We start from the raw sequence: 23,486 nt of genomic DNA, 5'->3' as shown, positions 1-23,486 counted from the left end.
CTACGCCTCTTAATCCAGCAAACGAATATCGACCATCAAATCTTGAGCAATCGACTCTAGGTTGCGCTGAATATCGGCACGACGCGCCTCAGGGCCACACGCCAAACGCGCACGCGCCACAAACAAAGGGCGACCCGATTCTGGCGCATTCTTCGTCTTTGTGCTCAACTCCTCGACGTTCACGCCAGCGGCAGCAAGCGCCTTGAACACATCGCGCACGATGCCCGGATGGTCGCTCCCTAGCACTTCCAAATTAAACAAGCGGATAGGCTCCGGCGTTGCACGCTCACCCACAGCGATCATCACATCCAGATCCGAAATCGTGCGCAGTGCAGCCTCCAGCTCCTGCTGCTGCTCTCCCGAAACGCTCACTTCCAGCAGACCGACAAAGCGCCCCGCCAAGTGTGCCATGCGGCAATGCTCCCAGTTTCCGCCATGTGTCGTTACCACATCGGCCAATTGCTCTACTAATCCAGCGCGGTCTTTGCCGCTAATCGTCAAAACTAATACGGTTTCCATAAACCACCAAACTAAGCACGAGTCATGCCACCGCAAGCCTACAAGCGCTTCGCACTTGAGTGATTCAGTGAGAAGTGAAGAGTGAGCAGTGCATTTCAGTTGATAACTCTCCGTCCTCAAGTCTCAGCTCTCACATCTCAAGTCTCTCCCACCATGGCCAAACTCTACTTCTACTACTCCGCAATGAACGCTGGAAAAAGCACCGTTCTCCTACAATCCAGCCATAATTACAAAGAGCGCGGCATGAACACCCTACTCTTAACCCCCAAAGTCGATCAACGTGCAGGCGTCGGTAAAATCGCCTCCCGTATCGGGCTGGATGCCGATGCCCAGACTTATAACCCAGAGGACAACCTACATACACTCGTCCAATCCACACAAGCCACGCCCCCCATCGCCTGCGTGCTAATCGACGAAGCCCAATTTCTCACCCGCCCGCAAGTCGAGCAACTCAGCCAAGTCACCGACGACCTCGGCATCCCCGTGCTTTGCTACGGGCTGCGCACCGACTTTCAAGGCAACCTCTTCCCCGGCAGTGCCGCCCTACTGGGCTGGGCAGACAACCTGATTGAGCTCAAAACCATTTGCCACTGCGGTCGCAAAGCCACCATGAACCTGCGCACCGATGCCGAAGGCAAAGCAATCAGAGAGGGCGCCCAAGTCGAGATCGGCGGCAACGAGCGCTACGTCGCGATGTGCCGCAAGCATTTCCGCGAAGCGATGGCGTAGGGCAACGTTTTAACACTTTCGATAGATGCTTGATTAACACTCTGCTCACGTCTCTATCTAGGCACATTCCCTCAGTGTAACCGATTCGGGTTCTCAATATATCAATTCTCTGTATTCCATGAAGAAGCCAACGCAATACCAACAAAATTTAGAGGATGCTCTGATTAGCTATTCAGACATCATCAATTCGGTCTCGGAAGCGATCTGCATCGTCAATTCCGAAGGCATGTTCCTTGAGGTTAATAAGGGAGCCGGACGTATGTATGGCTATACGCGTGAAGAGATGATCGGGATGTCAACAGCAGTCATTAATGCCCCGAACCATAAGGACCTCGATCACACGATGACACGGTTGCAACATGTCCTCAAAACTGGCGAGACTGCGGAATTTGAATCTTGGGGTCTGCGGAAAGACGGTAACATTTTCCCAAAAGATGTGATATATAATCGGGGCCAATACCAGGGACAAACTGTCGTCCTCGCAACAGCTCGGGATATCACAGAAAAGAAGCGTGTGAGCATCGAACTTCAGGATGCCAAAGAGCGATTACGCCTAATCGTGGATAACACACTTGATGTGGTCGTAACCATCGATCAAACAGGCTGTTTCTGCTTTGTGAACGAGAGTGTCAAACGAGTATTGGGCTACGAAACCTCTGACCTGATAGGGCAACCCTTCCATCATTTCGTGCCAGAAACTTCGGTTGCCTTGATGAGCGCAAAGTTACAGGAAGCACACGCAGATGGACAGGTGCACGACTTCGAATCCCAAGTCCTGAGCAAAGATGGCAGAGTGATTGATGTGCAGGTCGCGGGCAAGGCGATCCACTACGAAAATAGCGATGTCATCCAATCCACCCTACACGATATTACTGCGCGTAAGCAGGCTGAACGAGATGTCGAGTATCAGTTAGCACTCCGCAAATTGCTGATGGAGCTATCTTCAGACTTTATAAACGTCCCACTGAATCAGTCCGAACACGTGATCAACAACTCATTGGCAAAAGTGTGTGAGTTTGTCGGAGCGGACCGGAGCTATGTATTTGACTATAACCTAAAATGCCAAACTTTGACCAATACCTATGAGTATTGCAGGGAAGGAATCGAGCCGCAGATCGATAACCTTAAAGATGTGCCGATTGAAATGTTTTCCCGTTGGTATAAAATGCACATCAAAGGAAAAATCGTCGAAATACCTGATGTGCGAGCATTACCAATGGGACCAGAACGAGACGTGTTAGAGCAGCAAGACATATTAAGTCTGATTGCTGTGCCGATGACGAGTAACGATGAATGCATCGGATTTATTGGTTTCGATTCGGTAAAGGAGCATAACCGCTATTCTGATGATGAAAAGCAGATGATCCACATGTTCTCCCGCAATCTAGTGAATATGAAACAGCGGATAGCGAGCGAGGAATCCGCAGCCAAGTTGTCGATGGCAATTGAGCAGAATCCGACAAGTATCCTAATCACTGATAAAGAAGGTTCGATCGAATACGCGAATCCAGCTGCGATCAAAATGACAGGCTATCAACTGCAAGAGTTGATTGGTAAAAATCCAAAGCTCTTCAAATCTGGCGAACATAATAACGCATTATATCAAACGCTCTGGAGCACATTACTGGACGGAAAAACCTGGCAGGGAGAACTTCTTAATAAAAAGAAAAACGGGGAGTTGGTCTGGGAGAATACAACGATTTCACCTATAATCAAAAACTGTGGCGAGATCACACACTTCGTGGCGATTAAAGAGGACATCACTTCGAAAAAGAAGATGATTGCCGAATTGGAGCAGGCCAAGGAACGAGCAGAGCAAAGCGACCAACTAAAATCGGCTTTCCTCGCAAACATGAGTCATGAGATCCGCACGCCACTGAATGGCATCCTAGGATTTTCCTCACTTCTCGAAGAAGAGGATGAGTCATTTGAGACAGTTAAAGAATACGCCGAAATCATATCAAACAGTGGAAGTCACCTGCTAAATCTCATCAACGACATTATCCACATATCGAAGATAGACGCAGGGCACATTAAAGCAGTGGCTGAAGCGATCAACCTCACAGCTTTATTAAACGAACTATATGAGGTTTTCAGGGGACAAATAGAGAATTCCTCCCATGCATTAAAACTAGAACTAGTGCAACCCTCAGACCCACTATGGATCCTGACAGACCCTACGCGGCTACGCCAAATCCTAGAAAACCTGCTAGGCAACGCTTTAAAATTCACGCGATCAGGCTCCATACAGTTCGGGTTTCAGGAGCGTGAGGACAAGCTGCTCTTTCATGTCAAAGACACTGGAATTGGAATCCACGAAGATCAGCACACTTCCGTCTTTGAGCGCTTCACTCAGGCAAGCCACGAAACGGAACGGCTATACGGAGGCACCGGGCTAGGCCTTTCCATTTCAAAGTCCTGTGCACAGATGCTCGGTGGCGACATCTGGCTAGAATCAGTTCTCGGGACAGGCTCCGTATTCTATTTTGATATCGACTATGTGCCACATCAAAAAATGAAAATAGAGAAGACTGGCGAGCCAGACAAAGAACCACAATTCACAGGAGAGCACATCCTCATTGCGGAAGATGACGACCTCAGCTATTTGTTCCTTAAGAAAGTGCTGAGCATGAAGAACCTAAAGGTGAGCCGAACCACCTCAGGCATCGAAACAATCGAACGTGTCATGGCAGCAGATGATATCGACTTCCTTCTCATGGACATTCAGATGCCTGGCATGAACGGTTGGGAAGCGACACGACAAATAAAAAAGATAAAGCCTAATTTACCAATAGTGGCTCAAACCGCATATGCCTTTGAAAATGATCGCGAGAAGTGCATCGAGGCGGGTTGTGACGCTTATATCTCCAAGCCGATTCAGCCCAAACAACTACTCTCACTGATCGCGAGCCATTTATAAACAATCAAGTAGCCTACAGGAAAACGAATACGCACTGCTCGACAGCGGCCATGGCCGAAAACTCGAACGCTGTGGCAAGAGAACACTCGAGCGCCCTGCGCCCAAGCAGTATAGAATCCATCCACCCCACAGCTCTGAGTGGCCGCGACAAACTGCCCGACTCTTGACCTGTCGGCGGCAACGAACGCTACGTCGCCATGTGCCGCAAGTATTTCCGCGAACCCAGAGCATAGCGATTTCTGCTCGAAAATAAAACTTCCCTCCCGTTGAACCGCGCTAGATAGTGCGCAGCATCATGCCAGAATTACCACAACTCGGCCCCGTGCTCAACCAACTGATTGCAAGTTGCCTACTCTTTGCTGGGCTCGTGCTCTTTCAATTCGCATGCAATACGTGGATTAAAAACCGACAATTCCACAGCGCCACCTATCGCCGCAAGTGGTCACTCAGCCTGCGCAACCTCAGGCTACTGATTTTAGTCATCGGCCTCATCCTTATTTGGGCCACTGAATTACGCACCGCAGCCATCTCTGCCGTGGCCATTCTCGCTGCAATTGTCATCGGCACCAAAGAGCTGCTCATGTGCATCCTCGGTAGCGTCGTCAAAACCGGCAGTAATGCCTTTCGACTCGGAGACCGCATCCTCGTCGCCAATGTCGAAGGCGACGTAGTTGACCAAAGCCTCCTCGCCACCCAACTACAGGAAGTGATCAACGGACAATACAGTGGGCGCATGGTCTCCATCCCCAACTCACTCTTCCTCAATCAAGCCATCTTCAACAGCACCCTCGCTGGCGGTAAAGCCACCTATGGACTGTTTACCGTAAAAATTGATCGCAAGCTCGACTGGGCCGTCCATGAAAGCGCTTTACTCAAGGCAGCTGCCACACACTGCCAGCTCAGCAAAGAAAAGATCACAGCCATCGTCGATAACTTGGAAAAACAAGGCATGTCGCTCCCAAGCACGGAGCCACGCACCTTAGTTCGAGTCGAAGACAAAGATACACTCAGCATCACCCTGCGCTACCCCGCCAACGTCGAAGATAAACTCCGCATCGAACAAGACATCCTACGCGACTATCTCAGTCAGACTCAAACCGTGGCGGAAGCAACAAGCAGCGAGTAGTCGAACGTCGAAACTAGCTACGCGCCTCAAACGGACCAACAAGCACGATCGGCTCCAGACATCGTATTTCTACTCAACATTCGACGTTGAACGTTCAATGTTCGACGTTCAACCTCCTCTTCTTCATGAAAAACGAATACGCACTCCTAGACAGCGGCCACGGCCGAAAACTCGAACGCTTTGGCAAGATCACCCTCGATCGCCCCTGCGCTCAAGCAGTGTGGAACCCCGCCAACCCACAACTCTGGAAGTCGGCCGACGCGTTTTTTACCCGTAAAGAAGGCCTCGAGTGGCGCGGCCGAGACAAACTGCCCGAATCGTGGAGAGCCACGATCAACGACGTCACTCTTAAGCTATCCACTACCGACTTCGGCCACCTCGGAGTCTTCCCTGAGACGCGCGACATGTGGAGCTGGATCACTAAGACGCTCGCGGCCGAAGCCCCCAAGCGCAAAGAGCCGCTTAAATTCCTCAACCTATTCGCCTACTCAGGCGGTGCCACCCTCGCCGGAGCCAAAGGCGGCGCACACTGCTGCCACGTCGATGCCTCCAAAGGCATGGTGCAATGGGCACGTCAGAACGCCGAGCTCAACGGACTCACCGACCACCCGATCCGCTGGATCGTGGACGACGTTAACAAATTCCTGACCCGCGAAATCAAGCGCGGCAACCGCTACGACGGCATTCTCCTCGACCCGCCCTCCTTCGGGCGCGGTAAAGGCGGCGAGCTGTATAAGATCGAGCACGCACTCCTCGAAACACTAAAGCTCGTCAAAGGCGTGCTCACCGACCGACCCTGCTTCGTCTATTTAACCAGTCACACGCCAGGTTTCACACCGATCGTCTTAGATAATCTACTAAAGCAACTCCTCCCCGGTGGCAAAACCGAACACGGCGAGATGCTACTCACAGGTGAAAACAACGTGTTTCCAGTTCCCAGCGGCACATGGTCGCGTTGGACGGCGAAGTAACGCCCCAAAGACAGGCTGCTTTGGCTGCCACCGAGCACCAGCCACAGCGTAAAGTGATTAGCAAATAAAAGAACGGCAGCTAAAGACAGCCGACCCCAGAGGTTTTTATCTCAAACCTCAGAGCGTTGGGACGAACTCCGAGAGTCCAACGCAACCTGCTGATCGATCGTGTCCCGCACCAGATACTTTACCGCGAGCCGATAGGCTATATATGGCACAACGAACGGCACCAGCATGATCAGCATGTCCAATAGAGTTCCCGTTTCCAACACCTCACGATGATCCATCAACAGCGCCTGTAACACCTGCCAAAGCAGTAGCGCAAAGATCAAGTAACAGCCGCTGCCAACAAACTCACCTGGCACCGAAACGATCCCCGATCGCTTCATCACGAATTTGGAGAGCCCCGCATACAACGGCAACATGATCAGTAGTGAGACAACGAGCGAAAAGATGCCAAACAGCCCAAAATCGACGCGCCCACTGACAAGCCGATACAGTGTTGGCAAAAGCCCAAACGCACACAGAAACGTCCCAAAGCCACATAGCACACCAAACAGATTCTTAATGCCATCCCTCGTCGGAGTCGAACGCATCAGCTTCAGACTCACAGCGATCAATAGCAGCCCCAGAATCCCCAACGCCACAGGCATCGCACATTCCAGAAGTAGATCAATCCAATCATCAGCTCGAAATACTCCCTGCACCAATGGCTGCACACAGCACAGATACATCCAGGCAAAGCCCAATGCACAACCCACTGCGCCACTCTTCTGCGCCACTGAATATCGATTCAACACCCAAAAAAGATACGCCCCCAATAGCACACAGTCCAGATTAACCTCAACAGCACGATTTTCTAATAGACGGTCTTCGACCAATGTTCGGCGAAGTCACGCGAGTGCCCCTTCCTCATATCTGCCGCAAGAATCGCCTTGTAGTCTCTTTCCCAACTACTCTTAGATCCTTTCAAAATCCGAACGGAACCTTCGTTATCCCTCAGCACGACGAGGTAACCTTCGTATTCCGCTCCAAATGCAGAGCCATTCGCGGAGTAATCATCATAGACATTGGTAAAGTTCTTGCCCTTCCACTTCGTCCGCTCACCCGCCGGAAGGTCCAGAGTAAAGTCTTGCCGATAGAGGATATGATATTCCTTTTTCTTCAGCACGCTTTGCCCAATGAATACCAACGTGCCTTTGACCTTCTTGAAGCTATTATCTTTTTCTTTATTATCAATGGTGAGCGCAGGCTCATATTGCACCTCTCGGTTATCAGGATCACCCTTTTCATTCAGATCATTGTCACGGGCAGATTTGACCATTATCAGTAACCTCGAATCAGGCATAAGTTGTGCATTCTCACGCTGGGCAATCTCGTTAGCGACACGTCGCTTCTCCCATTCCAGAATATATACCTGGTCCTCATCAGAGAACAGCGACAGCCTCACTCCATTATAGCTCTGACCATTCGACAGTTTCAAAGATACCTTATTACTCGAATCAACACTGACGATCTTCCCCTCAATGCTCCTTCCATCGCTACTCTTAAACGTCCGAAAGTCACTAGCACTCATACTAATGGCAAGAACCAGAGTAGACACAAAAAATAACAAAATCAACTTAGCTTTCATGGCGCGACCATCATACCCTACGCTATAATTTGCAAGGCTTTTATATGCCCCTTATCAAACCATTAAATCACAAAACTATGAATAGACCTAGAAATCACGCGCTCCTCGACGAGGAGCAACGAGCGGACAACTAATACTCCACCACTTCACCCTGATGGTGCTTCCGAATCTCAACGCTTTCCAGATTCTCCATATTTTCCTACGCCTGTAAACTCTAATGCATGGCGCCTTTCACATCCTGAAGCTCAGGCATCGTAACTGGCTCACCGCCCCGTAGGTGCTCCGACAAAGACACTCACCAACTATACGAAATGAATCGCAATATGTCTCAATCATTCCCCAAAGCCCGCAAATGCATCCCATTCGCCATTTATGGACTACTGTTGACTCTGATCACACTCTTCGCATTCAGCCGAATAGAACTGTGGCGCGGCAGCCGCAGTTGGGAATCGACCAAAGCAACACTCGAAGCAAACGGCCTCACTGTAGACTGGGCAGAGGCGATTCCAACACCAGTTCCCGATGAGCAGAACCTCGCATTAGCTCGCGTGCTTACAGATTGCTACCGTAACACTGCCCCTAATACTACGGTCGGTGACTGGCAAGCAGAGCCTATATTCGATGAGGTCGCCAGCGAAGCTGGTCAAGTAGCTCAGGACTTATACGCCCCACACCAACCAAGCACAGTCGAAGATCACTTTGGTTTCCCGATCTCGCAGACAGAATCACTGGAAGTATTTGGCGACACACATTCAGAGCGTCTGGAGGAACTGTCGCAAGTAATAGAGCCTTACCGAGCTGCACTGAACGAGCTTCGCGAGGAATGCAGCATACGTCCTGAGAGTTACTTACCTGGGGATTACACAATCTCGTCATCTTGCCCGATCCCTAACTATAAAATCGTGCGACCGATCGCACAACTCTTAACGGCCGATGCGATCCTCGCCCTCCACGAAGGCAACGCTGCGCTCGCACTTGAGAACTGTCACGCACTCAACCGCATCGCTGATTTGAACCCGCAAACGTCCTTCATGATCAATGTCATGATCAAAAATGTCGTGCTTCGTAGCTTTATCGCTGAAGTGCTCTGGTATGGCATCAGTCAAGATACCTTTGATGAAGATCAACTTCGCGAGATCATCGACCTGTGCCAACAGAACGACCAGATCCAAGCGCTGGGGCGCACTTTTGACATGGAGATGCTCTTCTCGATCTCAAGCGTTCAAGACTTCAACAATAGCCCCGAAATCACATCGGCGAATTTTGGTAGCAGCGGCACACCTCTACTGATAAACGGCCAGCTGGTTTACAACGCCCTCATACACCGTGCCCTCTGGTATCTCACCCCCGCAGAAGGCTGGAACTTTCAAATGTCACTGCGCTACATTCAATTTGCCAGTAAATACCGTTCTGCCTTCGATCAGAATCAAGGAACCATCGATCTCCACAAAATCAATCAAATGGCAGAGGAGCTTGAAGCCCTCAAAACGGAGGGCTCGTTCCTCGACGGCCTGCTTCTCATCGGGATGCCAGCGTATCAAACTGTTTCTAAAGTCGCCGTCGATGCACAGCGCCGTATCGACCTAATAGAAATCGCCGCAACATTATGCCTGTCAGCAAAGCAAGGCACAGAGATCCCTGTAGCCATCGCCTCAGAGTCAGAACAGTTACCAACAGATCCCACCAACGGGCAGCCCTACACCTATGAGACCACCACACATGGCTTTGTCATCAGCAGCACACGCGCGGGCACTGCCAAAGCACTCAGTATCACTTGGGAACCGAAAAACCCGTAGGAGTGCTACGTGCGCCACCCGCGAAGTCTCCCAACCTCCTAATTCTCAATTCCTAATTCTTAATTCCTAATTCTCAATGATGCGACGCCTCACCCGAGCCACTGGGGATATGAATATTCTCAACCATCTCCTGCACTTCCTTCGGCGGGGCCGGGGTGAATGCGCTCACGACAAATGCGACTACGAAGTTGATCAACATACCAACGAATCCGATCCCTTCGGGTGTGATCCCAAAGAGGTATTGGTCAGGTGTGCCATCCAAGAATTGGAAGTAAGTGATATATCCGAACGTAAACAGAATACCGCTGAGCATACCTGCGATCGCGCCTTCACGGTTCATGCGCTTCGAAAAGATCCCCATCAGTAATGTTGGGAAAAACGAAGAGGCCGCGAGGCCGAACGCAAATGCCACAGTCTTCGCGATAAACTGAGACGGTGGATTAATACCAAAGTAAACCGCAACAGCCAGTGCGACAAAAGACGCGAACCGTGCGTAGCTCACCTCTTCCTTATCACTCAGGTCTGGCTTCAGAATCTTCTTCATCAAATCGTGTGAAATCGATGTGGATAAGACCAACAACAGACCAGCAGCTGTCGACAGCGCGGCCGCAATGCACCCCGCCATCAACAGAGCAATCACCCACTTCGGCAAGCCAGCCATATGTGGGTTGGCCATCACCATGATGTCATTACCGAACCAAAGCTCATTCGGGTTGGAGTCATTCGCCTTATTTGCGAGCAAACGCTCACCGTGCTTACCGATCAATTGATCTTCAGTCGCTTCAAAGGTTGGATACGTAGGCGTCTTGCCTTGGAACACCGCATTCGTGCCAGCGTCCGATTTACCTGGCCCATAGTATTGAATCTTGCCGTCGCCGTTTTTATCAACCCAAGCCATCTGCCCGGTTTCCTCGAACTCCTGCAACCAGTATGGCGCTTCAACATAGGGCGTGTCGTGCAATTTATCCACCAAGTTCACCCGCGCAAAGGCACCAATCGCCGGAGCCGTGAGGTAAATCACTGCGATAAACAGCAGCGTCCAACAGGCGGATTTACGCACTGCGCCGACATTCTTCACAGTAAAGAAGCGAACGATCACGTGCGGCAACCCCGCTGTGCCACACATCAGCGCCGCAGTGATACAAAACATATTCACCGTCGAAAGCTTGCCGGAGGTATATTCCGCAAACCCAAGCTCGGTATTGATAGTATTCAATTTCTCCAAAAAGGGCACACTCTCGCCGTCTACGATGTAGTTTCCGATCAAACCCATTTGAGGTAGCACATTACCCGTCAATGCCATCGCAATGAAGATCGCTGGAATCGTGTAGGCAAACGCCATCACACAATACTGCGCAACCTGCGTATAGGTAATGCCTTTCATGCCGCCTAGACCTGCATAGAAAAAGACAATCGTTCCACCGATAATCACGCCCGAGGTAATACTAATGCCAAAGAGCTGCGAAAAGACCACGCCCACTCCACGCATTTGTCCCATGATATACGTCATGCAAATAAAGATCGCACAGCCCACTGCCACGCCACGAGCCAACTTCGAATAATAGCGATCACCCACAAAGTCAGGCACCGTGGCCTTATTAAACTTACGCAGATACGGCACCATCAGAATGGTCAACAACACGAAGCCGCCAGTCCACCCCATCAGGAAGCGTGATGCGTCGTAGCCACTCATCGCAACCGTGCCAGCCATCGAAATGAACGTGGCAGCCGACATCCAGTCCGCCGCAGTCGCCATACCATTTGCCAAGGGAGAAACACCGCCACCGGCAGTATAGTATTCCTTAGTCGAACCCGCTCGGGATTTAACTGCGATACCAATGTAGAGCGCAAACGAGAGCCCAATAAAAATAAAATTCAGGTGATCTTGTGTCATCGTATTAAGCTCAGGTTACTTGTCTTCAGTGTAGCCGTGCTTGGCATCGAGGCGGTTCATTAAGAACGCGTAGACCACGAGCAAGAGAACGAAGCAGATGATGGCACCTTGTTGCGCCATCCAGAACCCAAAGGGCGCATTACCGACTTGCGGCGCATTGGCATCCAACCAGTCCCGAAATAGTATGCCGCAACCGAAGCTGACTGAGAACCAAACGGCCAACAGGCCAAGCACGAGTTTGAGACACGCCCGACGATGGGCTGCAGGGTGATCGTTTTTCATAGCAACAGGGGGTTAATTAGCAGAACTACTCAAACCTATTACTTTATGTTTTCAGCAACGCAAGGAAGGATACTTAAAAAGTAAATAACGAGCCCCAATCAGGATCGCCCGCTTTTAGCTGCCTCCGATCCTAAGTCACTGCATGAACCGATAAACGAAATGAAAGAACGGCAGCTATACTGCCGCGCATGATAAATTGTGATTTGTGAAATCGAAGCATCTGGCGTAGGGGTGCTGCTTGTCGTTTCGACAGGCTCTAGGCCCTGAGCTTGTCGAAGGGCGGCACCCGCGAAGGCAGCTAAAGTTTTACAACTTCCTATGCGTGCGGCCTTTGCGCGGTCTTCGCAAGCAAAGCCCCTACGCTAAGATAGCGAAGTAGCATGAATACGTTTTTCACAAATCATGATGCGCGTGAGTATAAAGACAGCCGATCCCAGTGCAAACTCAGCCAAGGATCGGCCGCTTTAGCCGCCGATCCTAAGCCACAGCACACCCCGATAAATGAATAAAAGAACGGCCGCTGAAGACAGCCGATCCCAGTGCTCTTACCCCAACGCCACTTCGTTCGCCCAAATATCTTCGAGCTTCTGGCGCTTGCGGATCACATGCGGCACCTTCGCCTCATCCAGCATGATTTCAGCTGCTTCGGGATAGGAGTTGTAGTGCTTGGTCGACATCGCCGCGCAATACGCACCCGCACCATCGATCACGCACAAGTCACCAATCGTGCAAACTGGCAAGGATCGTGTCGCGAGCAGCTCTGGATCCCCCGGTGCCGGTGTCAAAATATCACCCGACTCACAGCAATGCCCTGCAATCATATAATTACGCGTCTCAGCTGGTGCGTCACCTTGAAGAATGTAAATCGGGTGCTGTGCGCCATAGATAGACGGACGCAGGATTTCAGTCATGCCCGTATTGAGCTTCAAAAACTCATAACCGTCCGCTCCTGTGGACACGATATCTTGCACGGTCGAAAGCACCGAACAGGTATTTGCCAACAGATAGGTGCCAGGCTCGACCTCCAAACGGATCTCACGACCGGTCTCCTTTGCAAATTCACGGAACTTCTCCGCAACCGGTGCACCACACTCTTGTAGATCTGTGCCGACTTCGTCCTCCATGCGAGCCACCTTGTAGCCACCGCCGAGATTCAATGCGACCACATCAGGGAACTGGCGAACGAGCTCGAGGCTCATGCCGGAAATCTTTTGCCATACAGCAGGATCACTGCCCGAGCCAATGTGTGTATGGATGCGAATCACCTTTAAATCATACTGCGCGACGATCGCCTGCACTTGATCGATCCACTCGTGCCAGATGCCAAAGCTCGACGCTGGGCCGCCAACATTCGTGCGGTTATTCCCCCCCGACCCAGAACCAGGGTTAAAGCGCACTCCGATAGACTTGCCTGGGCAGGCCTGGCCAAAGCGCTCCAACTGATTGAGCGAGCACGCGTTGATCTCGATCCCCAACTCGTAGAGTTCTGCAAAATCGGCCGGCAACTCCTGAGTGCTCAGGCTGATGTTAGCTGCAGGCACGCCCGCAGCGATTGCACGGCGCACTTCATTCCCCGAGCTCGCATCGATGTGCAGGCCGGCTTCGTTAAAAATCTTCAGGATCGCAGCATTCGGCGACGCCTTCATCGCATAGCGCGCGGTGAGACCAAAGGCATTCGGAAATGCGAGCACATCAGCGGCGTTGGCCTTCAAGGTTGCCATGTCATAGACATACACGGGCGAGCCGAAGTCGTCCGCAATTGTGCGTGCGGTGTTGTAATCAAGAAATCTGGGCTGCGAATAATTGGCCATGGCGCAGTAGTAAAGGCGCCTCGCCACCGCTGGCAAGCGCGATGTATCAAGTCTACGATCTGACTACACTCAGCAGAAGCGGCTTCTATACTCACACGCATCATGATTTGTGAAAAGCGCATTCATGCTATTCGGCGATCTTGCTGTAGTGGCTTTGCTTGTCCCAGACCATGAGCTCTGTCGAATTGGCGAAGACCGCGCAAAGGCCACACGCATAGGATGTTGTTAAACTTTAGCTGCCTTCGCGGGTGCCGCCCTACGACAGATTCTTCGGTTTCACAATTCTGGATGCGCGGCAGTATAGCCGCTTTCCCCTTGAGAATCAGTAAGCGGCAAGATGCCGCTGCTACTCAGGTCTCAGCTCTCAGCCCTCAGCCCTCAGCTCTCAGGTCTCAGGTCTCAGGTCTCAGGTCTCAGGTCTCTAATTAAATTGCTTCCCGCTTGCACTCGAAACGATTCAGACTTGTTTGACGATATGTTGATTCTCCTATCTCCCGCAAAGTCACTGGACTACGACGCACCGCTTCTAACCAAGAAAGCGACACAGCCCCGCTTGGCTGCAGATTCCGCGCAGTTGATTGACGAGCTCAAGACACTCAGCGCCGAAGAAGTCGGCGCACTCATGCGTATCAGTCCGAAACTCGCAGAACTCAACCACGCACGCTTTCAGAGCTACAGCCCAAAGTTCACCGCCAAGAATAGCCGCCAAGCAATCCTCGCATTTACTGGCGACGTCTATCAGGGCATGGCGCTCACAGACTGGTCGACTGAAGACTTCGAGGCCGCTCAACAACAGATCCGCATCCTATCTGGCCTCTACGGCGTGCTCCGTCCACTCGACCGTATGCAACCGTATCGCCTCGAAATGGGCACCAAGTTTCCCAATACACGCGGCACTAACCTCTACAAATTCTGGGGTAGCACCATCACCGAGCTGCTCAACAAAGATCTCAAAGCCTCGGGCTCTGACCTCATCGTCAATCTCGCATCAAATGAATACTTCTCGTCCGTCAAACCGAAGGAACTCGACGGCCAACTGATAACGCCCGTCTTCAAGGACGAAAAGAACGGCAAGTATAAGATCATCTCGTTCTATGCGAAAAAGGCCCGCGGTATGATGGCCGACTTCATTGTGCGTAACAACGTGCAGTCCGCCGAGGACTTGAAGACTTTCAATACTGGTGGATATCAGTTCAACGCAGATGCGTCGGATGCCAAGAGTCTCGTATTCCTGAGAGCCGAACAGAAATAGCAAAGAACGGTCAAATCATTCACAAACACAAACCCCACGTAGCGATACGACGCCAGTCGTGTCGACCTCAGCGGCAAAGCCCGACCATCGTCCAACTCGACCGTGTTCACACCTTGAACGTTCCCCATCCCCTCATTTCACAGTTGCCCGATGCCTTCGGTCCACTACGCTAGGCACCCTAATGGATAACGATGCAACCAACCCCACCGAGCCTTCAAATGAAGCCGAAGCGCAGCAACCGCCAGTGATTCCAAACACTGAGCCTCAAACTGAGACCAAACCTGACAATACAATGCCAATGCTGTGCCATTTACTGGCACTGGTCGCATTGATCGGCATTCCCTTTGGTAATATCCTGGGCCCCTTGATCGTTTGGCTCATCAAGCGCGACGAAGACCCACTCGTCGATCTATGTGGCAAAGAATCGCTCAACTTCCAGATTTCAGTGATCATCTACGGCGTGGCGCTGTTCGTCTTGATGATACCAGCTGCCATCATCCCCTTCATTGGTATACTGCTAGTGCCAGCGATCATGCTCGCTGGCATCGGACTGGGCATCGCGGCCATCGTCTACACGATTATTGCAGGTATCAAAGCCAGCGAAGGACAGAGCTACACCTACCCATGCACGATTCGCTTCATCCAATAGCCACTGATGGAACTCAAAGCAGACGACTTTAAAGATGCACTCAGCACACTCCCAGCAACCGAGCAGTCTCTCCTATTAAACCAGCTTTGCGCGCCGCAGTTTGGCGGCAAACTGACCGACTTCGCCAGTCCAGCAATCGAACTCGCGCAAACACTCCTCCCCCTCGCCGCGATATTTTCCATCGCTCCCATATCGGGGTTCAAAGTCGGAGCTATCGCAGTCGGCGCATCTGGCGCACTCTACCTCGGTAGTAATCTCGAATTTACTGGCACACCGCTCAGCGCCACGCTCCACGCAGAGCAATCTGCAGTCCTCAACGCCTGGATGCACGGCGAGCGCGCACTACAAGCACTCGCGATCTCCGCAGCCCCTTGCGGACACTGCCGCCAGTTTCTATGGGAGCTGCCCAACGCGACGACTCTGCCTATCATCGTCGGCCAAACACAGACCTCGCTCAGTGAACTGTTACCGATGCCCTTCGGCCAGCAACGGCAAAGCGGACAAGGACTTCTCGATAGCCCACCATCCAAGCTTCAAAGCATCGCCCCAAACCAACAAACGACTGCACAGCGCGCGATCAACGCCGCGCAACGCAGCTACACCCCTTACACGCACACCCCCGAAGGCTTCGTCATCGAATGCGCCGACGGCCAACACTTCACCGGCCGCACCGCAGAAAACATCGCCTTCAATCCCAGCGTCCCCGCAGTGCTCACCGCGCTCAACCAGCGCAACTTATCCAATAGCCGCAACGTCACGATCCATCGCTGCACGCAGGCAAAACTAGCCACCGCGCTGCATTCAAGCGGTGAACTCGCCGCCTCGATCATCCGCGGCATTTCAACAGCCACGATTCAGACTGTGCTGGTCGAGAGTGTGTAACGTCCCCCACTCAGCCCTACTGAAGCAGATCAATTCGCTTCAACACACTCCCAGCACCTGTCCAAATAAGGTCGCCTTCATCAATGTCGGCATCGACTCGCTCAACACCCCCCTCATCTAGACCATTCACTCCAACGCTGTAGAGCTGATACCCACCTTCAAGCCATTGATAAACCAGCGGAGCTTCCGAAAACGGATCCAACTGAAGTTCGGACAAATAACTCGGCACTAAGTCACTCAAAGAATGCGGGTAGCTATTATGCTCAGCATGATATGCACTCAACGCGAGGCCTGTCTGCGCCAATCGGTCACGAGCCTCACATTGTGTCATCCTCATCTGAACATGATAGGTCGTAGGCATTAGGATGCACGTCAGTATGCGATAGTTACGCTTGGCCTCCAACATTTGCTCCTGCAACTCAGCATCAGCCGCCTTTAACTCAGCTGGAGAAAAACCGACCTGCCCACGCACGTCGGCCATCAAATTCAAATAAGTGGCATAATCATATTCAAAAAACCAACGAATTAACCCGAGAGTTCCAATGGTATGCATGGCACGACTCTCTCCCTGTAATAAAGTCATACGCTCCTCGTCGCTACCATAAAGCAAGGTCTCAAAAACAACTCGCCCCATCCCCAAGCGCTCTAGATCCAACGCTGGCAACCAATGACTCATCATCGAGAAATCCCACACCGAAGAATCCAACATACTCAGATCATACCCCTCACGGCTCATTGTCTCTAGGCTTTTGTTCGCCATTAATCGGATCGCACAACTGATTAAGGCATTGATCAAAGTCTGACCTTGAGCCATCTGGTCGCTCAGCACGTAAGCCCCTTTCAGGTCTGCCAGCGCAGCCACTGGCTGATTGGCTCTCATACGTAAAAATGCACGTGCAAGACACCAACGCCCAGCTTCTCTCGCTGGAGTAATTTCAGGTATCAACATTGCAGGACCTTGCTCAAAATCCCAATCTGGTCGAAAGTATGAGCACACTGTGATGGCCTCAATCCGCTCAAAATAACCAACTTGCTCGAGCATCTCAACCGCCTCCTCCAGCACACCCCACTCCTCATCGCGGAGCTCAAATCGAAGAATATACTCCCAGTCTTTATCGTAATATTCGCCGAAAACCTGCTGCTCGAGCAGATCATCCGCCTCTGCGACTGCAGAGGTCTTTTCGGAAAAGTCGACAAGCTCGAGATACAAAGGTGCAGCATTTTTTTCGTCAGGAACAGCAAGCAATAACGCCTCCTCCAAAGTCATCGGCGCTCCCATCTCATGCAATCGCTGCTTCGCCGCTTCGATTTCTTTTGGTGCTTGTTGGTTGAGCCACAAGCAAAGCATCACTACCCCAAAAATCAAGAGGGCGACCAAAGCGCAGAGAACTAACGTGATTTTCTTGATCATCAAATCAACGTCCCGTAGCAACCTCTCAATGTCGATAGCAAAACAGTAGCAACTGTCTCAAACAATCAGCCACTCAGTCCCACTTCGGCATATCAATCCGAATACGCTTACGTCCGCGGAAATAGTGTAGATCCTTAAAGCCCTTCTCACGGAGCATCGGCTGAATCGTATCGAAGAACTGACCGACAGAATACGGGCGATGTGAATCCGAACCGATCGTAAGCTTCACGCCCATCTCGCTCGCCCAGTCTAAAATTAGCGGGTCAGGGTGCACTTCAAAGTCACCCTTGGTCAGGCCACTGGTATTGACCTCCATACAAATGTCTTCATCCACAACCGCTTGCAGAAAGTCGCGAATCACTTCCTCGTGTTCCGCGGGCTTGAACTCGCGGATCACACCGTAAGTGCGAATCACATCGGGGTGCGACATACTATCGTAACGTCCAGATTGCGCACCGTCTTTGAGATGACGAAAATAACTGTCGATCCGCATGGCATCGCTCTCGACCTTGTTCTTCTTTAACCAAATTAAATAGCTCTGGCACTGCGCATGCAGTGAGCCGAGCACAAAGTCCCACTCATACTCAGCAAGAATCTCGTCCATCGGCTCCATGTGCGACTCATCTGGATACACCTCGGCCTCGATTCCGCAAAGCACTTCCACGCCCAATGGCTTAGCCTTCGCGGCAGTATCAAAAACCAACTTACGATACTGGTCCAATTGATCCAGGCGCATACGAATCCCGGCCTGACCAAATGCCTCCCACTCCATCGGAATGTGGCAAGTAATCGTCATCACATCGATCCCCTGCTCCACTGCAGTCATCACATACTCGATCGGCGCACCGATGGCATGGCCGCAAAGGGTAGTGTGCATATGTGAGTCAACGCGCATCTGTATAGTGAAAAGTGAAAGTGGTGGTGAGGAGTGAGAAAGTGAAAAGTATTAAAATATGAAGTCAGTCATTAGCCATTACCAATCAGCCATTAACGGCACAGCCGTCTAGGGAGCCAAACGTGCGGGTGCCCATTGTCCACCCTCATCACGTCGATACATGAAACGATCGTGTAAACGTCCGCCACCGCCTTGCCAGAATTCAAAGGTCTCGGGCACGATACGGTAACCGCCCCAGTTATCGGGCAGCGGCACTTCACCATTGGCAAACTTACGCTTCATCTGATCCAGCTTCGCTTCCAAGATTTGGCGCGAACCGATCACCTGGCTCTGCGGCGAGCTCCAGGCTCCCAGTCGGCTCGCAAACGGACGGGAAAGAAAATATTTCAGCGCAGTCACCTTAGACACGCGCTCGACGCGGCCAGTCACGTTGACCTGACGCTGCAACGGTAACCACAGGAAATTAGCCGACACCTTCGGGTTGGCCTCCATCTCGGTCGCCTTGCGACTTTCGTAGTTGGTATAAAAAACGAGCCCTTTTTCGGAAAACGCCTTTAGCAACACGACTCGCGTGGACGGTTGCCCGCCCGCACCCACGGTAGCCAAGCACATCGCATTCGGCTCTTGCACCTCGCACGCTTCAGCTTGACGGAACCATTGCTCAAACTGAGCAAATGGATCCGCCGCTAGATCCGCAGACCGCAAAGCAGCCTTAGTGTAGTCGTCGCGAAGCTCGGAGAGATGGTCCATGGGATGAATAGTGAGTAGTGACTGGTGAGTTACGAATAAGAAATTCAACACTCACCAGTCACTACTCACAACTCCTTAAAGTTCCGCCAAATAGCGCTCAGCTTCGATGGCTGCTTGGCAACCCATGCCCGCAGCAGTGATCGCTTGACGATAGACGTGATCGACGCAGTCGCCTGCAGCAAAGAAACCGTCATACTTGGTCTTCACTTGGCTACCAGCAGTCGGCACGATGTAGCCGTCGCCATCACGCTCAAGCACGCCTTCAACAAAATCAGTATTTGGGATGTGGCCGATTGCGATGAACGCCCCCTTACAAGGGATTTCACGCTCTTCGCCGCTCTTGGCATCTTTTACACGAATCGCACGAGTGAAGCCCTTCTCATCCGCAAGGATCTCCTGTGGCAGCGAGTTCCAAGCCATCTCGATTTTCGGATGCGACGTCGCACGGTCAGCCATGATTTGCGACGCACGCAACTCATCACGACGGTGGATCAATGTCACCTTCGAGCAGAAACGAGTCAGGAACAGCGCTTCTTCAGCAGCAGAATCACCACCACCGACGACGACCACTTCCATGTCGCGGTAGAACGCACCATCACAGGTCGCACACGTCGTCACTCCCTTGCCGCCGAACATTTCCTGCTCGCCGGGCACACCGATCAAGCGTGGACGTGCGCCAGTTGCGACGATCACCGTCTTCGCTTCGTAAACTTTTTCACCTGCGTAGAGCTTCTTAACCGCACCCTCGACCTCGATCTTGTCGACCTTGGCATGCTCGTAACGCGCACCGAACTTCGCAGCCTGCTTACGCAGATTGTCCATCATCGTGTAGCCATCGATGCCCTCAGGGAAACCAGGGAAATTCTCGACCTCCGAAGTCGTCGTGAGCTGACCACCAGGCTGTGTGCCTTCGAGCACGAGCGGGTTCAATTGAGCGCGGCCTGTGTAGATAGCTGCAGTGAGTCCGGCACAACCGGTGCCTAAAATGATGACGTCTTCCATGGTAGTATGATTTAAAAGGTAGATTTGATTTTGCTAAAGCTGTCAGACGATGGAGCGGCCTCTTTTATTCTCAAGAACTTTCGATAAGTAATGCCCCCATCCATTTTCAGCCTTTCAGTTTTTCAGAATTTCAGCATTTTTCCTGCCATGGAACTTATCGACAGCCACTGCCACCTATTAGGCTTCAAGGAAAAGGGCGAACTCGACGCCGTGCTCGAACGCGCGGCGGACGCGGGCGTGCAACGCTTTATCACTGTCGGCACCTCGCCGAAAGACTGGGTGCCCTACCGTGAAATGCATGCCGCCTACGCAGGGAAGATCGACTATACCGTCGGCCTACACCCCTGCTACGTCGATGCCGAGTGGGAGGCAGACGTCAGCCAAATCTCCACCTTTTTCATGCCGCCGCACGCGCCCGTCGCCTTTGGCGAGATCGGTCTCGACTATTTCCACCTACCCAAAGACCCGATCCAAGCAGGTGAAACGATGATCTTTCAGGAAGAAGCCTTTCGTCAGCAGCTCATGCTCGCGAGCGAACTGGATTGCCCAGTGATCATCCACAGTCGCAACGCGTTTGACGACACTGTGCGTATGATCGACGAGTCCGGCATCGATTGGAGCCGTATCGTGTTTCACTGCTTCACCTATGGCTCCGATGAGATCGCACAGGTCAATCAACGCGGCGGGCGCGCATCGTTCACCGGTGTCGTTACCTACAAGAACGCACCCGACATTCGCGAAGCCCTGCGCACCCAAGGCACCGAACGCCTCATGTTGGAGACTGATTGCCCTTACCTTACGCCCGAACCACATCGCGGTAAGCCCAACGAACCCGCCTACCTCGCCGACATCGCGCGACGCTGCGCCGAAGCGCTAGCAATCACACCCGAGGAACTCGCCGCCCACTGCACCGCCAACACCAAGGCATTTTTCAATCTCACCTAGCACACGATGCGCTGGTTCTTACGCAGTTGTCTCATCATCGCCTTTCTCGGACTGGCCGCACTGGCAGTGCTCCCGCACACCGCAACCATTCGCAAGGAATGGAACCACCTGCGTGAGACATGGGCAATCGTCCGTAGCGGCGAAGTAATTCAACCAGCAGCCGAACCGAGCAAAGCCCTCGCGGTAAAGCCCGACCGTGGCCGCACCATCGTCAAACCAGACGACGCGCCAGCTCAGGCCATTGATATCGAAAACTCCAACGCAGACCCGTTCCTCTCCGAAGCCCGCCGCCGCGCACAAGACGATCCCGAGGCTGCAATGGCGTGGCTACAAACCCAATCGCTCAGCCAAGACACCCTACGCGGCATGCTCGAAATCGTCGCAGTCTGGGCAGCGGATGATTCCGAAGGCGCGTTGATGTGGCTTGAGTCAAACGCCCAAGGCCTTGCACGCCTCGAAACCCTCAACAGCGGCATACAACTCTGGAGCCAGCAAGACCCCGCCTCCGCAGCCGTATGGATCGACGGCATGGCCAACGATGGCAGTAAGATTACCGCCGCCAAAGCACTCGCTACGAACTGGGCAAAACAAAGCCCCGACGACGCCTCGAAGTGGGTCGAACAACTTCCGCCAGGTAATCTACGCAATGAAGCCGCCGCCGCACTCGTCGAGTCTTGGATCGCCACTGCACCCGAAGCCGCAGCCATCTGGGCGCTGACCGAAGCAGAATATCACGGCAATAAAGAGCTGCTCGATCTAAGCATCGAGCAATACGCTCAAGTCAATCCCGACGGAGCCGAGCAATTCCTGCGCAGTGTCAACGAAGCCTACGAAGCACCCGTAGCCATCGAGACCTACGTCCGCACCCTGGCGCAAAACGATCCGAGTCAAGCCATGGAGTGGCAAACTGCGCTCACCGCCACCGATCCGCTCAACACACTCAGCAACTCCGAAGTCATCATGCAGGAATGGAGTCGCACGGACTCCGTCTCCGCATCGATTTGGCTCAACGAAGCCGCAACCGGTCCACAACGCGACGCCGCAATCGTCGGTTTTACCACCACGATGCTCGACTTCGATCCCGAAGCCGCAATCGCATGGAGCAACACCATTTCCGAGCCCAATCAACGCGTCCAACAGCTCAACCGAGTCATCCTCAGCTGGAGCCACACTCAGCCCCACGAAGCGCTAAAATGGGTCAAAGAAGCCGAGCTCGAACCGGATCTGCGCAACGCACTCGCCAGTCAGATCGGCGCGGATTGAGTGTTCGTTGAACGTTGTTGTTGTAGTTGTTAGAAAGAAAAGGCACCGCGTTGCCTCTCTCAGCCCTCAAGTCTCAGCCCTCAGCTCTCAAGTCTCAGCCCTCTTTGACTACTCCACGAACTTCAGCTCGCCGCGATATACCAGGTGAGCCATGCCTTCGCCATACACATAGGTATCGAAGCCTTCTGTCTTTAGCACCCGCTTGCCGTCCACTTCCATGATCGTCTCCTTCATTTGATAATCGTTCAACCGCTTCAAATTCGACGAAAACCAGACAACCCCGCCATCACGAAGAACCCCCCAATACATTTCAGCACTATCGCCACTCCTCACCTCGGATAAATACTTACCACCTTCCACGATCGATTGAGAACGTGAGCTCGACATGCCCTGCTCACGTTCCGTCACTGCAACGCCATGTAATTTACCGTTTTTCCACCAGTATTGCTGCTCGACCGTAAAGGTCTCCGTGTAACCAGTCGCCGTCGAATGCACCGTAAAATGCCCGAGCCAGCGCCCCTCAAAAGCCTTGAGCGCGACGACGAGTGTTTCCTCCGGCATGACACTCGCATCTGGAGGAATCGTTTCGGGCACGTCCTCCGCATGCACGAGCAAAGCCAACAAACCAAGTAACACACAGCCATATCCACGCCTCAACATACTAGAAAACTGCGAAATCGCCCGCCTCGGGGCAACTCATTTTGCACAGATATAACAAACATACTTCTGCTTTGCGGCTTGGCGAAGCTCTCCACT

21 protein-coding genes are annotated in these 23,486 nt (G+C 52.4%); 10 read left to right on the top strand and 11 right to left on the bottom strand.

Annotated features, from left to right (window positions below; translation table 11 throughout):
- Positions 1-9 precede the first annotated feature (9 nt).
- Entirely contained in the window at positions 10-519 is a 510-nt protein-coding gene (locus GZZ87_RS06690; RefSeq protein WP_162025751.1) for an ACT domain-containing protein, read from the bottom strand.
- A 153-nt stretch (positions 520-672) separates the two neighbouring features.
- On the opposite strand from GZZ87_RS06690, the gene GZZ87_RS06685 reads away from it, so the two are divergent.
- From GZZ87_RS06685 to GZZ87_RS06670, 4 genes are all read left to right on the top strand, one after another.
- Positions 673-1,248 (top strand): thymidine kinase, encoded by a 576-nt coding sequence (locus tag GZZ87_RS06685; protein ID WP_162025750.1) that lies wholly within the window; start codon positions 673-675, stop codon positions 1,246-1,248.
- Positions 1,249-1,366: 118 nt separating this feature from the next.
- Entirely contained in the window at positions 1,367-4,168 is a 2,802-nt protein-coding gene (locus GZZ87_RS06680; RefSeq protein WP_162025749.1) for a PAS domain S-box protein, read from the top strand.
- Positions 4,169-4,463: 295 nt separating this feature from the next.
- Positions 4,464-5,294 carry a mechanosensitive ion channel domain-containing protein gene (locus GZZ87_RS06675; protein WP_162025748.1) on the top strand — a complete coding sequence of 277 codons (831 nt, stop codon included), beginning with the start codon at positions 4,464-4,466 and terminating at the stop codon, positions 5,292-5,294.
- 125 nt (positions 5,295-5,419) lie between these two features.
- Complete coding sequence (locus tag GZZ87_RS06670; protein ID WP_162025747.1) at positions 5,420-6,265, top strand: class I SAM-dependent methyltransferase; 846 nt, start codon at positions 5,420-5,422, stop codon at positions 6,263-6,265.
- A 110-nt stretch (positions 6,266-6,375) separates the two neighbouring features.
- On the opposite strand, the gene GZZ87_RS06665 is transcribed toward GZZ87_RS06670, so the two are convergent.
- Both GZZ87_RS06665 and GZZ87_RS06660 read right to left on the bottom strand, forming a co-directional pair.
- Entirely contained in the window at positions 6,376-7,062 is a 687-nt protein-coding gene (locus tag GZZ87_RS06665; RefSeq protein ID WP_162025746.1) for a hypothetical protein, read from the bottom strand.
- Between the two features lie 62 nt (positions 7,063-7,124).
- Positions 7,125-7,841 carry a hypothetical protein gene (locus GZZ87_RS06660; RefSeq protein ID WP_162025745.1) on the bottom strand — a complete coding sequence of 239 codons (717 nt, stop codon included), beginning with the start codon at positions 7,839-7,841 and terminating at the stop codon, positions 7,125-7,127.
- A gap of 380 nt (positions 7,842-8,221) precedes the next feature.
- On the opposite strand from GZZ87_RS06660, the gene GZZ87_RS06655 reads away from it, so the two are divergent.
- Positions 8,222-9,694, top strand: coding sequence for a hypothetical protein (locus GZZ87_RS06655; RefSeq protein ID WP_162025744.1), 1,473 nt, complete (start codon positions 8,222-8,224; stop codon positions 9,692-9,694).
- Between the two features lie 73 nt (positions 9,695-9,767).
- Here the strand turns inward: GZZ87_RS06655 and GZZ87_RS06650 are convergent, their stop codons facing one another.
- The 3 genes from GZZ87_RS06650 to GZZ87_RS06640 form a co-directional block, all read right to left on the bottom strand.
- A complete protein-coding gene (locus GZZ87_RS06650) occupies positions 9,768-11,588 on the bottom strand; it encodes a sodium:solute symporter family protein (protein WP_162025743.1) in 1,821 nt (606 codons plus the stop codon).
- Positions 11,589-11,603: 15 nt separating this feature from the next.
- A complete protein-coding gene (locus GZZ87_RS06645; RefSeq protein WP_162025742.1) occupies positions 11,604-11,870 on the bottom strand; it encodes a DUF4212 domain-containing protein in 267 nt (88 codons plus the stop codon).
- Between the two features lie 545 nt (positions 11,871-12,415).
- Entirely contained in the window at positions 12,416-13,681 is a 1,266-nt protein-coding gene (locus GZZ87_RS06640; RefSeq protein WP_162025741.1) for a diaminopimelate decarboxylase, read from the bottom strand.
- Positions 13,682-14,156: 475 nt separating this feature from the next.
- Between GZZ87_RS06640 and yaaA the strand changes: the two genes are divergently transcribed.
- The 3 genes from yaaA (at position 14,157) to cdd (ending at position 16,464) form a co-directional block, all read left to right on the top strand.
- Positions 14,157-14,933, top strand: a complete 777-nt coding sequence (gene yaaA, locus GZZ87_RS06635) for a peroxide stress protein YaaA (protein ID WP_162025740.1) — start codon at positions 14,157-14,159, stop codon at positions 14,931-14,933.
- 181 nt (positions 14,934-15,114) lie between these two features.
- Positions 15,115-15,582 (top strand): DUF4870 domain-containing protein, encoded by a 468-nt coding sequence (locus GZZ87_RS06630; RefSeq protein WP_280178255.1) that lies wholly within the window; start codon positions 15,115-15,117, stop codon positions 15,580-15,582.
- Between the two features lie 6 nt (positions 15,583-15,588).
- Positions 15,589-16,464 carry a cytidine deaminase gene (gene cdd, locus GZZ87_RS06625; protein ID WP_162025739.1) on the top strand — a complete coding sequence of 292 codons (876 nt, stop codon included), beginning with the start codon at positions 15,589-15,591 and terminating at the stop codon, positions 16,462-16,464.
- 16 nt (positions 16,465-16,480) lie between these two features.
- On the opposite strand, the gene GZZ87_RS06620 is transcribed toward cdd, so the two are convergent.
- The 4 genes from GZZ87_RS06620 to trxB all read right to left on the bottom strand — a co-directional run bounded on the left by GZZ87_RS06620 (position 16,481) and on the right by trxB (position 20,522).
- Positions 16,481-17,875 carry a hypothetical protein gene (locus GZZ87_RS06620; RefSeq protein WP_162025738.1) on the bottom strand — a complete coding sequence of 465 codons (1,395 nt, stop codon included), beginning with the start codon at positions 17,873-17,875 and terminating at the stop codon, positions 16,481-16,483.
- A gap of 73 nt (positions 17,876-17,948) precedes the next feature.
- Complete coding sequence (locus GZZ87_RS06615; protein WP_162025737.1) at positions 17,949-18,752, bottom strand: histidinol-phosphatase; 804 nt, start codon at positions 18,750-18,752, stop codon at positions 17,949-17,951.
- Between the two features lie 126 nt (positions 18,753-18,878).
- Positions 18,879-19,520 carry a pyridoxamine 5'-phosphate oxidase gene (pdxH, locus tag GZZ87_RS06610; protein WP_162025736.1) on the bottom strand — a complete coding sequence of 214 codons (642 nt, stop codon included), beginning with the start codon at positions 19,518-19,520 and terminating at the stop codon, positions 18,879-18,881.
- A gap of 75 nt (positions 19,521-19,595) precedes the next feature.
- Complete coding sequence (gene trxB, locus GZZ87_RS06605; protein ID WP_162025735.1) at positions 19,596-20,522, bottom strand: thioredoxin-disulfide reductase; 927 nt, start codon at positions 20,520-20,522, stop codon at positions 19,596-19,598.
- Positions 20,523-20,669: 147 nt separating this feature from the next.
- Between trxB and GZZ87_RS06600 the strand changes: the two genes are divergently transcribed.
- Both GZZ87_RS06600 and GZZ87_RS06595 read left to right on the top strand, forming a co-directional pair.
- Complete coding sequence (locus tag GZZ87_RS06600) at positions 20,670-21,467, top strand: TatD family hydrolase (protein ID WP_162025734.1); 798 nt, start codon at positions 20,670-20,672, stop codon at positions 21,465-21,467.
- Positions 21,468-21,473: 6 nt separating this feature from the next.
- A complete protein-coding gene (locus GZZ87_RS06595) occupies positions 21,474-22,730 on the top strand; it encodes a hypothetical protein (protein WP_162025733.1) in 1,257 nt (418 codons plus the stop codon).
- A gap of 108 nt (positions 22,731-22,838) precedes the next feature.
- Here the strand turns inward: GZZ87_RS06595 and GZZ87_RS06590 are convergent, their stop codons facing one another.
- A complete protein-coding gene (locus GZZ87_RS06590; RefSeq protein ID WP_162025732.1) occupies positions 22,839-23,390 on the bottom strand; it encodes a hypothetical protein in 552 nt (183 codons plus the stop codon).
- Positions 23,391-23,486 lie beyond the last annotated feature (96 nt).

It is taken from the genome of Lentimonas sp. CC4 (assembly GCF_902728235.1).
Classification (GTDB): Bacteria; Verrucomicrobiota; Verrucomicrobiia; order Opitutales; family Coraliomargaritaceae; genus Lentimonas.
Note: the sequence above shows the minus strand (reverse complement) of the source record. Positions and strands in the feature narration are given on the sequence as shown.